The following is a 12,006-nucleotide window of genomic DNA, read 5'->3' as shown; positions in this document are numbered from 1 at the left end:
CCGTACCGAGGGACGACCTCAGGCGGCGGGCGTCGGCCCGTCGGGGAAGGGGATCACGTTGCGCCCGCTGTAGGCGCTCAGATCGACGACCTTGGGATCGGGCTGGGAGGTCGCGGTGCGCTCTTCCGCCTGGATGTCGCGAACCTTGTGTCGCGCGACACGTGGTGGCACCACCACAAGCCTCTCCATGCCCAGCCCCCCGACGTGATGCTTTTGTTACTAAGAGTCTATCTACCCCAGTTGCCGTAAGGTCAGCGTTAACCCTAGTACGGCAGGCGTCGACCTGACGGCGAGCGCAGGTCAAGGGCAGTATCGCGGGTCGGTCGCTGTTTGACGGGCGTCTTGACGATCCTGATGCGCCTCATGGGTCTTGCCCCCCCTTGCCGTGTAGCTGGCGAATGGTGGCTACTTAATCAGGGCTGCGATGCTCGCTCAACGTATTTCTACGATTACCGTCTTTTGTTACACAGCCGTGGAGTGGCTGCGGGCTCATCGCCGGACGCGGGTGCGACGGTGACCCCATGCGAAAGGCTCTCGCCCTCACGGCGATCACAAGTACGCTGCTCACGGCCGGGACGGTGCTCGCCACCCCGGCATCGGCATCCGGCTGCCGTCTCGACCACAACAGGATCGAGTACCCCTCCGATCCGGCGGTCGCGCGCAAGCAGAACCGGTTCTTCTGCCGCTACGGCATCATCGACGCCTCCGGCGGGCTGACCCGCAAGGGCGTCGCGTGGCTGGGGCTCGTCAACGGCCACACGCCGGCGGCGCGGACCGAGCTCACCGCCCACGGCCAGCTGCTCGCCTACCGGAGGCTGGGGCTCTACGACCCGAACAAGATCGAGTACGCCGACGACTCGCTGATCGCCTCGCGGCAGTTCAAGAAGTGGTTCGCCAAGGGCTACATCAAGCCGGACGGCGGCTGGACCAAGCGGGGGCAGGCCCAGTCCCGTAAGGCATGATCGACCCCATGCCGTTAATCCTGGTCTGCGCCGCCTGGGGAGTCTTCTGGGGGTCGTGGTCAGCCCTGCTTCCGCTCGTGAAGGCGGATCTCGGCACCACGACCGCCGGGCTCGGCCTCGCCCTGACCGCCGTGCCGCTCGGCGCGATCCCCGCGATGGCGCTCACCGGGCGGCTGGCCAGAGGCAGGGAACGCACGGCGCTGGCGATCTCGACCGTGGGCTTCGCCCTGGGCATCCTGGCCATCGGCACGGTCGAGACCCCCTTCGGGCTGGGCGTGGTCCTCGTGGTCATCGGCGTCACCAGCGGCGCGCTCGACGTGGCGCTCAACCTCACCATCGGCCGTGCCGAGCGGGAGAGCGGCCGGCGCCTGTTCCAGCCGGTGCACGCCGCCTTCCCGGTGGCGGTGATCGCCGCGGCGCCCGCCACCGGGTTCGCCCGCGAGCTGGGCCTCGGCCTCCAGCAGACCCTCGTCGTGATCGCGGCCATCGTCCTGCTGTCGGCGCTCACCCTCGCCCGGCTGCCGATGCGCGACGGCCCGGTGCCCGCCGTGGAGCGGACGGGCGACGGCCGGGCCTGGCAGGCCGCCCTCCTGCTCGGAGGCATCGCCGGATGCGCGCTCATCATCGAGAACTCCGTCGAGCAGTGGTCGGTCGTCCTGCTCGAGGACCACCGCCACGCGCCCGTCCTGCTGTCGAGCACGGCGCCCGCCGCGTACATGCTCTGCCTGACCGCCGGGCGGCTCGCGGTGCAGGCCATGCCCCGGCTCGGCCTGCGCCCCCTGTACCTGCTGTCCTTCGTGGGCGGGGGCGGCGGCATCGTGCTGGCGGCGCTCGCGCCGGTGCCGTGGCTGTCCATCGCCGGCTTCGCCCTGACCGGGCTGGCGCTCGGGCCGGTGGTTCCCGCGCTGCTCAGCAAGGCCGCCGAGGGCGACCATCGCGGAACCATGGTTTCGGCCGTCTCGACCGTCTCCTACGCGGGATTCGTCGTCAGCCCGCTGCTGGTCGCCGGTCTCACCACCGCCGTCGGCCTGCCGTACGCCATGGCCCTGCTGGGATTGTTTGCCCTGCCCCTGGGCATTCGCTGGTTTCGCGAGGGTATGCCGGTGTCGAAAGGGAGGACATGATGGCTGCCTGCGAGACCTGCGGAAACGACTACGACATGAGCTTCGAGGTGCACGCCCAGGGCGTGGTGCACACCTTCGACTCCTTCCAGTGCGCGATCCAGGCCATGGCGCCGATCTGCGAACACTGCGGAGCCAAGGTCATCGGGCACGGGGTCGAGGTGGACCGCACCTGGTACTGCTGCGCCCACTGCGCGCGCGAGGCGGGCTCGAACGCGATCGTCGACAGGGTTCCCGCCCAGGCATCGGCATAGCACACTGACGATGTGACCGACTTCGACGTCCTAGTCCTCGGTTCTGGCCCCGGCGGGCAGAAAGCGGCCATCGCCGCGGCCAAGCTCGGCAGGCGGGTCGCCATCGTCGAGAAACGGCACATGCTCGGCGGCGTGTGCATCAACACCGGCACGATCCCCTCCAAGACGCTGCGCGAGGCCGTGCTCTACCTGACCGGCCTCAACCAGCGCGAGCTGTACGGCGCCAGCTACCGGGTCAAGGAAGAGATCACCGTCGCCGACCTGGGCATGCGCACCCAACACGTGATCGGCCGCGAGATCCAGGTGATCCGCAGCCAGCTCGGCCGCAACCGCGTCACCGTGCTGCAGGGCACCGGACGTTTCCTCGACGCCCACACCATCGGCATCACCTCCGAGGAGGACGAGGAACGCAAGGTCACCGCCGAGAAGATCATCATCGCGACCGGCACCTCGCCCGCCCGGCCGGGCAGCGTCGACTTCGACGACAGGACCATCATCGACTCCGACGCCATCCTCCACCTCGATCGTGTGCCCGAGACGCTCGTGGTCGTCGGCGCGGGCGTCATCGGCATCGAGTACGCCTCCATGTTCGCCGCCCTCGGCACCAAGGTCACCGTCGTCGAGCGGCGCGAGCGCATGCTGGAGTTCTGCGACCTGGAGATCGTCGAGGCGCTGAAGTACCACCTGCGCGACCTGGCCGTCACCTTCCGCTTCGGCGAGAATGTGGCCGCCGTCGAACGGCGGGGGAGCGTGGCGCTGACGATCCTGGAGAGCGGCAAGAAGATCCCCGCCGACTGCGTGATGTACTCCGCCGGACGCCAGGGCAAGACGGCTGAGCTGTGCCTGGAGGCCGCGGGCCTGGAGGCCGACACCCGGGGGCGCATCACGGTCGACGCCAACTACGCCACCGCCGTGCCCCACATCTACGCCGTCGGCGACGTCATCGGCTTCCCCGCGCTGGCCGCCACCTCCATGGAACAGGGCAGGCTGGCCGCCCAGCACGCCTGCGGCGAACCCGTCGAGGGCCTGGGCGACCTGCCGCCGATCGGGATCTACACGATCCCGGAGATCAGCTTCGTCGGGAAGTCGGAGGACGACCTCACCCGCGACAAGATCCCCTTCGAGGTCGGCATCTCCCGCTACCGCGAGCTGGCCCGGGGCCAGATCATCGGCGACTCGTACGGCATGCTCAAGCTCCTGGTCTCCTCGGAGGACCGGCGCCTGCTCGGCGTCCACGTCTTCGGCACCGGCGCCACCGAGCTCGTCCACATCGGCCAGACCGTGATGGGGTGCGGCGGCACCGTCGACTACCTGGTCAACGCGGTGTTCAACTATCCGACGCTGGCCGAGTCGTACAAGGTCGCGGCGCTGGACGCGATGAACAAGATGCGGGTCATCGCCCGTCTCACGGCGGACCAGAGCTGACCGTCTGGCGAAATAGGGAGAACTCCCTACGAGTGAGGAGCCATGGATCGCTACGCTCCTGACCCGTGCAAATCTCACATGTCGGGCGTTGGTTGCCGGCGTTCCTCGTGCTGGCGGCCATCTGGGGCAACAGCTTCTTCTTCATCAAGATCGCCGTCGGCTCCCTCCACCCCCTCCAGGTCTCCTTCGGCCGCATGCTGATCGGTGCGAGCGTGCTGCTCGTCGTCCTGTTCGCCCGACGGCTCGCGCTGCCCCGCGACCCCCGCCTCTGGGGCCACTTCCAGGTCGTCTCCGTCGTGGCCACGACCGTGCCGTTCACCCTGTTCGGGTACGGCGAGCAGTACGTGTCGTCCGTGGTCGCCGCCATCTGGAATGCCACGACCCCGCTCTGCACACTCGCCTTCACCCTGCTGCTCGGCTCCGAGAAGGCCACCGCCGCCCGGATGACCGGACTCGGCCTGGGCTTCGCCGGCGTCATGGTCGTGCTCGGCGTCTGGCAGCCGCTCCAGGGCGGGCAGCTGGCAGGCAGCCTCGCCTGCTTCGGCGCCGCGGCCAGCTACGGCGTCGGCGGCGCCTACATGGGACGCTTCCTGACCGGCCGCCGGTCGGAACCGCCCATGGTGCTCGCCACCGGCCAGCTGGTCAGCGGCACCGTGCAGCTGGCCGTGATCACGCTTGTCGCGGGCGTGCCGCTGGTCGACCTCAGCGTCCCCGCTCCCGTGTGGTGGAGCCTGCTCGCCCTCGGCGGCCTGGGCACGGGGCTGGCCTACCTGCTGCTCTACTGGGTCCAGGCCCGCGCGGGAGTGACCACGACCTCCACCGTCACCTACCTGCTGCCGGTCTTCGCCACCGTCTCCGGGGTGGTCTTCCTGGGGGAGAGCCTGTCGTGGAACCAGCCGGTCGGCGCGTTGATCGTGCTGGGGGCCATCGCCGTCACCCAGGGGCTCATCCGCCCGCGCTCCCGGCGCCACCTGGCCGCCGTCACCGACTGATCTCCTCCAGCAACATCGCCGCCGCCGCCCGCGCGCCGTCGGTGAGGAAGCCTCCTGCCACGGCCTTGGCCCGGACCGCGGTCTCCCGCGTCAGCGCCACCCCGAGCGCGGCCGACAGCGACTCGACGGTCGGGACGGGCCCGTCATGGGCGGCGCCGATGCCCAGCGCGGCCACCCGGGCCGCCCAGTACGGCTGGTCGGCCACCTGGGGGACCACCACCTGGGGCGCCCCCGCCAGGGCGGCCGCGGCCGTGGTGCCCGCGCCGCCGTGGTGCACGACGGCCGCCACCCTGGGGAACAGCGCCTGATGGCTGACCTCGCCCACGGCCAGGCAGTCGCCCTCCTCGTCCGGGTCCAGGCCAGGGGCGAGCGCCAGCCCGGCCCAGCCGCTGGCGAGGATCACCCGGCGGCCGTGCGCGCGCACCGCGGCGGCGGCCACCCGGGCGACGCCGGCCGCGTCGCGCACGGCCATGCTGCCGAAGCCGACGTACACCGGTGGCGCCCCCGCCTCCAGGAAGGCCTCCAGCCGGGCCGGGAGGGGACGCTCGTCGCGCAGGATCCACGTGCCGGTCTGCACGACGTCGTGGCCGGGCTGCTCCTGCCACGGGCACAGGGTGGGATCGGCGGCGAGCCACGGCCTGCCGGTGAGAGCGTGGTCGCGGTGGTCGTCGATCGGCGGCAGCCCGATCGCCGCCCGCTGCTCGTTGTGCGCCTCGCCGTACATCTCGGCGACCCGTGCCGCGTCGAACTCCCACAACTCCTTGGTGCCGGTCACCTCGGGCGGCGGCGGAGGGCCCGGCCTGCGGCCCGGCGGATGGTGCGGCGACGGCAGGCCGATGGGCGTGAAGGCCGCGCACACGTACGGCACGCCGAGCTTCTCGGCGACCGACCGGGCGCCGATCGGCATCAGGCCGGTCGCCACCACCGCGTCGCAGCCCTCGGCCGCCTCGCCGAGCATGGCGAAGCGCTCGGCGACCAGGTCGCGTGCGAGCCGGTAGGCGGTGTCGGGCGACGGCGGCCTGGCCCCGGTCACCAGCGAGCGGACCGAGGGGCCGAAAGGCGTCCGCGGCACGCCCGCGCCCGCCAGCAGCCGCTCGATCTCCTCGTCCGGCGGGGCGAAGATCCGCACCCGCGCGCCGGCCTCTTTCAACCGCACCGCGAGCGCCGCCAGCGGCTCGACGTCCCCGCGTGATCCGAATGTCGACAGCAGTACACGCACCGTGCGAACCTCCCGTTGTCGCAGGTTGTGGCCTCGGCCGTCCATCCTGCGACACGACGGGGGGCTTGCCGCAAGCCCCGGGGTGCGCTATAGCTTGAAAGTGGCAGGGAGTTTCTCCCCGCCTTTTTTGTTGCCCTCGCTCACTCGTCCGTCTTGGTCCTCGTCCTGGTCGACGGCTTCTTGCGCCCGGCCACCAGGGTGTCGCCCGGAGCGGGCTTGTCGGCGGGCAGAGGGTGCGGGGCGGTGTCCTCCAGCCCTGGATCCTCCGCGCGGAACTCGTCGGGCTTGCGGCTCTCACCGGTGCGCCGCTGCCTGGGCGGACGCGGGGACTCCACGGTCGGCGGCGACTCCTCAGGAGGCTGCTCCTTCGGGGAGGCCCGGCGCGGATCGTCGGGCTCGCGCAGCGAGTCGATGACGGCGTCGGCGTCGCGGTCGGCCGCGAACTCCGCCTCGGCCGCCGATTCCCTGCGCCGGATCACCACCATGTGGTCGACCGAGATCCGCCCGGCGCCCACGACCGCCAGCAGCAGCGCGGCGACCCCGAGCAGGATGATCTCGTTGAGGTCGACGGGGTTGAGCGGACGGGCGATCAGGAAGACCGCCAGGGCTTCGACGAAGAGCACCAGACCGGTCACCGAGACGACCAGTCCTGCGATCAGTAACGCACCGCCGATCAGCTCCGTCATCATCGTGACGGTCGCCCAGATGTCGGGTGCTGGCGCGCCCTGTTCGGCGAAACGCCGCCCGGTGGCGCGCAGACCTTCTTCCAGCTTCAGCCAGCCGTTCGCGAAGAAGATCCCGCCGACCCCTAATCGGGCGACGAGCGAGGCGATGTCGTGGAGGGCCTGCTTCACGGTCATCTTTTGCCCTTATATGACTGGTTCAATCACGCCTGAGCAGCATGGCGACGGCCACGGCTGTGGCGCCCAACAGGACGACGCTCACCACCACGGTGGTGTGCAGGGCGTTGACGAACGCCCATCGGGCGGCCTCCATCAACGCGTGGCCCGGCGTGCCGCCGACCTGGTCGGCCACGGCCTTGGCGCTGGCCAGAGACTGCCTGGCCTGATCCATGTCGGTGGGCTTCACGCCGGGGACGGGGTGCAGCGCCGGGGCGTAGGAGATCGTGGTGATCGTGCCGAGCACCGCCACCCCCATGCCGGCGCCGAGCTCGTAGGCGGTCTCCTCGATGGCGGCCGCGCCACCGGCCTTCGGCTCGGGAACCGAGGACATGATCGTGTCGGAGGCGGCCAGCAAGGCGACCTGCACGCCGAAGCCGATGCCGATGAAGCACAACGCCAGCATCACCGGGTGGCCCTCGACGCCCCAGCCGAGTGTCGGGGTCAGCGAGAGCGCCACCAGGCCGAGCCCGCCGCTCATGGTGGCGCGCATGCCCAGCCTGGGCAGCAGGTGGGCGGCGATGAGGCCGCCCGAGATCGCCGCCAGCACCAGCGGCAGCATGCGGACCGCGGCCTGGGAGGGGCTGTCGCCGAGAACGAGCTGGAGGTACTGGGCCAGCATCAGCTGCAGCCCCACCAGCGCGAAGACGCCCAGCAGCACGCCCGCCACGCCGGTGGCGAAGGACCGGCTGCGGAACAGGCTCAGGTCGAGCAGAGGCTCCGGCCTGGTCTGCTGGCGGCGCACGAACCACACCAGCAGCGCCACGCCCAGCGCCGCGATGAACAGGGAGAAGGAGAGCGGCAGCAGGTGGCCGGAGCCGGCCTCCTTCAGCCCGAACGCCACGGCCAGGATGCCCGCGACCGACAGCACGGCGCTCAGGGAGTCCCAGCCCCGCGCGCGCCGCCTGGTGCTGTCGGGCAGCAGGCGCGCGGCGGCGGGGAGCAGCACCAGCAGGATCGGCACGTTGATGAGGAAGACCGCACCCCACCAGATGCCCACCAGCAGGCCGCCGATCAGCGGTCCGACGGCCGCGCCCGCCGCGGCGACCGCGCTCCAGACGCCCAGGGCGATCGCGCGCTCGCGCCGGTCGGTGAAGACCTGACGGATGATCGAGAGCGTGGCGGGCATGATCATCGCCCCGCCCACGCCGAGCAGCGCTCTGGCCAGGATCAGCATGGCGGCGTTCGGAGCGGCCGCGGCGGCGGCCGACGCGACGCCGAACACCGCCAGACCGGCCAGGACCAGCGGCTTCCTGCCATAGCGGTCGCCCAGGGCGCCGAACATGATCAGTAGCGGCGCCACGACCAGGGAGTAGACGTCGATGATCCAGAGCAGCTGGACCGCCGACGGCTGCAGCGCCGCGGTCAGCGCGGGGACGGCGATGTGGAGCACCGTCGCGTCGACGGTGATCAGCAACAGGCTCGTGCAGAGCAGGACGAGCACCGCCCACCTGCTCCTGTGCGCCACCGGGGGACGCCGGGTCGTCGGTGCGGCCACAAGGGTCACGGCCACTCCTCCTGCTCGGCGGTCATGCCCGGCCTGACGGCCCAGGCGTCGTGGGCCTGGCGGCCCCGGCTTGCGTGGCAGCTTAGGCGATAGCCACCCCTCGGCACAGCCGGATCGAGCGATCCACCTCTCTAGAGAGATACAGGCATATGTCGGGATCTATGCATCGTTTCCTCCCGGGGCGATCATGAATTCATGGGCGCTGACGGGACCGAGGAGGACGACGAGCCCGACAACCCGCGTGCCTGGTGCGACCTGGCCGTCATCAGCCTGAACACCGGCCGCCCCGAGGCCGCGCTCCGTGCCGCCACCGCCGCCGTCGACCTGGACCCGCTCAACGAATGGGGGCAGCGGCTCGTCAGCCTCGCCCTCACCCGGCTCGGGCGCGGCACCGACGCCATCGCCCCCGCCCGCGAAGCCGTACGGCTGGCGCCCGGCTCCTGGCCCGCCCGCCTGCGCCTGGCCTCCGCGCTGCGGCACGAACCAGGGCACTGGGAGGAGGCGCTGTCCCACGCCGTCCTGGCCGCCCGCTTCGCCCCGGAGGAACCGGACCCACTGGTGCTGCTGGCGGACCTGGCGCTGGTGCGTGGGGAACACCGGGAGGCGGTGGAGGGCTACCTGGCGGCACTCGCCGCGGCGTCCGGGGACGGGGGAGGGGCGGGGCCACGCGGCTTTCCGGGCCCCTTGGGACGATCCGGCCTGCCCGGCCCCCCGGGCTCCCCGGGCTTGCCGGGGTCGTCGGGCTCGCCTGGCTCCCCGAGGTCGGCTGGCTCAGCAGACTCGCCCGGCTCTCAGGGCGCGCCCGGAGTCACCGGCCCACCCGACACCGGCACCCGCGATCGGCGCGGCGCCCCCGGCGGCCGGGGCCCTGCGCGTGGCGAAGGCCGAGGGGCGGGGTCCGGTGGTTCGGCGGGTGGCCGAGGGGGCGCGGCCGGCGGGCAGGGGCGGCGCGCCTGGCCGAGTGACGATCCACCGGGCGTCCAGTGGCCCGGTGTCCCGGCGCAGCGCCCGGCACCGGGCGACTACGAGCCCCTGGACCCGCGCCCGCCTGACCCGCGCCCGCCCGGACAGCGCCCGCCGCATCCGCGTGGTGAGCCGCGAGTGCGGGGGCCAGGGAGGCGGTCGCCTCACGGCGCGTCGGAACGGTCCGAAACGCCCGGCACCCCGAGACAGCCTGGTGGTGCGCCCGCGGGGCCGGTGGGCGTGCCGCCAGGTGGCCCGAGGGGAGGGCCGGGGGCCTCAGGGGTGCCCCCGGCCCCCTCCAAGGGGCCACCCGACTCCCCAAGGGGCGCCGGGCGGGGCTCCAAGGGGCCACCCGACTCCCCAAGAGGCGCCGGGCGGGGCTCCAAAGGGCCGCCCGGGCCCCCAGGGGGTGCCGGGTGGGGCGGTTGGCGAGGTGTCCGGAGCCGGCGAGGGGCTCCGGACGGGCGGCCGCCCACCGCCGGCCACGTGCAGGCGCGCATCAACCTGGGCCTGGCGCTCCTGCGATGGGAGCGCTCCAGAGCGCACCACGACCCGGCGTGGCCGGTCGATCCGCGCCTGACGGGCCGGAGCCGGCGCGCGCTGGAGGGGTGGAGCCGCCAGGTCAGGCTGCTCCTGGCGGTGACGACGCTGGCGGTGGCCGTGGCGGCGCTGGGGTTCGATCGTGGCGGGCCGGCCAGGCTGGCCGGGGTCGCGGTGCTGGTGGCGCTGGTGCCGGTGACGATCAGGCAGGCCAGGAGGGTGGCCGTCTGGCCGTACGTCCCGGCGATGGTGGCGCGGGATCCGTGGCTGGGCACGTCGGTGGCCTCGGCGGTGTTGTCGGTGGTGGCGTTCGCGGCCTGGCTGGTCCTGCCGGTGACGGGCCTGGACCCGGTGCTGGATCCGCTGTGGGCGGGGCTGGCGGGAATCGTGGTGCTGGGCTGGCCCGCGCTGGCGTTGTTGCGGCTGCTGGCCGAGACGTGGCGTGGCCGTGCGGGCCGGGCGCTGGAGCAGTTCGCCCTGGTGCCGCAGGAGCGGATGGCGCGGCGCAACGCCGTGGTGACCCGCTGGATCCTGGTGGGAAGGGCCTGGTCGGCCCAGCTGGCGCTGACGGCGGGAGCGGTGACGGTGGATCCGCGGGGGGCCGTGGTGGCGCTCGCTGTGCCGTACGTCTTGATCAGGACGGTCAGGAAGGGCGACGGCGCGCAGGGCGACCGGTGGCTGACGGTGGCGTACGGCCTGCTGGTGGTGGCGGGCGCGGGGTGCGCGGCGGGCGGGCTGACGGCCTGGGTGTGGGGGTGGCGTGTCGGGCTGGGCGCGAAGGCGGCGGTGGTGCTGGTCTTCGTGGTCCGCGCGGCGCGGGCGTGGTGGCGTGGCGCGCCCGGCCCGTGGCGGCCGTCGTTGCTGATGTGCGAGGACCGGCTCGACGGCGAGGCCCGCGCGTCGGTGTCCCTCGGCCCGCAGGTACGGCAGGCGTTCGCGTACGCCAGGGGCGTGGTCCTGGCGTACGGCGAGCCGCAGGGCCCACGGGTGGTGGGTGTCACCGGTTCGATCAGCGCCCTGGGCGAGCTGCGGCTGATCGCCGGCCAGGAGGTGTGGGAGGCGGTCGGGAGGGATCCGAGGGTGGCGGTGTTCGCGGCCGACACGCTGCGCAGGCGCTACTGGGTGGAGGTGCGGGGTGTGGCCGTTCCCGAGGGCGACATGCTGCGGGTGACGCCCAAGCAGGTGCTGGTGAGTGAGTTCCCCGGGAGGCACCAGCGTCGCTAGAATCTTGTTCTATGCGCATCCTCCGCACTCCGGACGAGCGATTCTCCGGCCTGCCCGACTTCGCCTACGAGCCGCGCTACGCCGAGGTGGGCGACGGGCTGCGGATGGCCTACCTCGACGAGGGCGCAGGGGAGCCGGTGGTGCTGCTGCACGGCGAGCCGAGCTGGTCCTTCCTCTACCGGCACGTGATCGCGGAGCTGAAGGGGCTGCGGGTGATCGTGCCCGACCTGATCGGGTTCGGCCGCTCCGACAAGCCCGCCGACCCGGCCGACCACACCTACGCCGGACATGTGGAGTGGACCAGGAGCCTGCTGCTCGACCACCTGGGCCTCGACGGGATGACGGTGCTGGGGCAGGACTGGGGCGGGCTGATCGGGCTGCGCGTGGCGGCCGAGCATCCGGAGCGGGTGGCCAGGATCGTGGCGGCCAACACCGGCCTGCCGACCGGAGACATCCCGATGCCGGAGACGTGGCATCAGTTCCGCGGTGCCATACAGAACGCGAAAAATCTGGATATCGCGAGATTTGTCCAGGCGGGCTGCAAGACCCGGCTCTCCGATGACGTGTTGCGCGCCTACGACGCGCCGTTCCCCGACGAGAGCTTCAAGGCCGGCCCGAAGGCGATGCCCGGCCTGGTGCCCACCACGCCCGACGACCCCGCCGCGCCCGCCAACCGCGCGGCCTGGCAGGTCCTCACCGAGCTCGACCGGCCCTTCCTGGTGGCCTTCTCCGACAGCGATCCCATCACCGGCGGCATGGCGCCGATCCTGAAGCGCACGATGCGCGGCGCGCAGGGGGTCGAGCACCCGGTCATCGCGGGAGCCGGTCATTTCCTCCAGGAGGACGCCGGCGCCGATCTGGGCCGCCACGTCGCCGCGTTCGTCGCTCGCTCCTAGGTTG

11 protein-coding genes are annotated in these 12,006 nt (G+C 72.3%); 7 read left to right on the top strand and 4 right to left on the bottom strand.

What is annotated here, in order from left to right; genetic code table 11:
* Window positions 1-18: 18 nt before the first annotated feature.
* Complete coding sequence (locus tag HNR30_RS40415; RefSeq protein WP_181615463.1) at window positions 19-189, bottom strand: hypothetical protein; 171 nt, start codon at window positions 187-189, stop codon at window positions 19-21.
* Between the two features lie 332 nt (window positions 190-521).
* Here HNR30_RS40415 and HNR30_RS40410 point away from each other — a divergent pair, with 332 nt between their 5' ends.
* From HNR30_RS40410 to HNR30_RS40390, 5 genes are all read left to right on the top strand, one after another.
* A complete protein-coding gene (locus tag HNR30_RS40410; RefSeq protein ID WP_181615462.1) occupies window positions 522-962 on the top strand; it encodes a hypothetical protein in 441 nt (146 codons plus the stop codon).
* 8 nt (window positions 963-970) lie between these two features.
* Window positions 971-2,086 carry an MFS transporter gene (locus HNR30_RS40405; RefSeq protein ID WP_181615461.1) on the top strand — a complete coding sequence of 372 codons (1,116 nt, stop codon included), beginning with the start codon at window positions 971-973 and terminating at the stop codon, window positions 2,084-2,086.
* On the top strand, window positions 2,086-2,337 hold the full coding sequence (locus tag HNR30_RS40400; protein WP_181615460.1) for a metallothionein: 252 nt from the start codon (window positions 2,086-2,088) through the stop codon (window positions 2,335-2,337). Before HNR30_RS40405 ends, HNR30_RS40400 begins: the two co-directional genes overlap by 1 nt.
* 12 nt (window positions 2,338-2,349) lie before the next feature.
* Window positions 2,350-3,762 carry a Si-specific NAD(P)(+) transhydrogenase gene (gene sthA, locus HNR30_RS40395; protein ID WP_181615459.1) on the top strand — a complete coding sequence of 471 codons (1,413 nt, stop codon included), beginning with the start codon at window positions 2,350-2,352 and terminating at the stop codon, window positions 3,760-3,762.
* Window positions 3,763-3,827: 65 nt separating this feature from the next.
* Window positions 3,828-4,754, top strand: a complete 927-nt coding sequence (locus HNR30_RS40390) for a DMT family transporter (RefSeq protein WP_220134559.1) — start codon at window positions 3,828-3,830, stop codon at window positions 4,752-4,754.
* Here HNR30_RS40390 and HNR30_RS40385 read toward each other — a convergent pair.
* The 3 genes from HNR30_RS40385 to HNR30_RS40375 all read right to left on the bottom strand — a co-directional run bounded on the left by HNR30_RS40385 (window position 4,744) and on the right by HNR30_RS40375 (window position 8,379).
* Complete coding sequence (locus HNR30_RS40385; RefSeq protein ID WP_181615458.1) at window positions 4,744-5,973, bottom strand: glycosyltransferase; 1,230 nt, start codon at window positions 5,971-5,973, stop codon at window positions 4,744-4,746. The genes HNR30_RS40390 and HNR30_RS40385 overlap by 11 nt on opposite strands.
* 140 nt (window positions 5,974-6,113) lie before the next feature.
* Window positions 6,114-6,833 carry a DoxX family protein gene (locus HNR30_RS40380; RefSeq protein WP_181615457.1) on the bottom strand — a complete coding sequence of 240 codons (720 nt, stop codon included), beginning with the start codon at window positions 6,831-6,833 and terminating at the stop codon, window positions 6,114-6,116.
* A gap of 22 nt (window positions 6,834-6,855) precedes the next feature.
* On the bottom strand, window positions 6,856-8,379 hold the full coding sequence (locus tag HNR30_RS40375; RefSeq protein WP_312895000.1) for an MFS transporter: 1,524 nt from the start codon (window positions 8,377-8,379) through the stop codon (window positions 6,856-6,858).
* A gap of 195 nt (window positions 8,380-8,574) precedes the next feature.
* Between HNR30_RS40375 and HNR30_RS47065 the strand changes: the two genes are divergently transcribed.
* Together HNR30_RS47065 and HNR30_RS40365 are read left to right on the top strand one after the other, a co-directional pair.
* Window positions 8,575-11,106, top strand: coding sequence for a tetratricopeptide repeat protein (locus HNR30_RS47065; RefSeq protein ID WP_220134557.1), 2,532 nt, complete (start codon window positions 8,575-8,577; stop codon window positions 11,104-11,106).
* A gap of 11 nt (window positions 11,107-11,117) precedes the next feature.
* Window positions 11,118-12,002 carry a haloalkane dehalogenase gene (locus tag HNR30_RS40365; RefSeq protein ID WP_181615455.1) on the top strand — a complete coding sequence of 295 codons (885 nt, stop codon included), beginning with the start codon at window positions 11,118-11,120 and terminating at the stop codon, window positions 12,000-12,002.
* Window positions 12,003-12,006 lie beyond the last annotated feature (4 nt).

Source organism: Nonomuraea soli, assembly GCF_013761175.1.
GTDB classification, from domain to species: Bacteria; Actinomycetota; Actinomycetes; order Streptosporangiales; family Streptosporangiaceae; genus Nonomuraea; species Nonomuraea soli.
The sequence above is the reverse complement of the archived record's forward strand: the minus strand, read 5'-3'. Positions and strand labels throughout refer to the sequence as shown.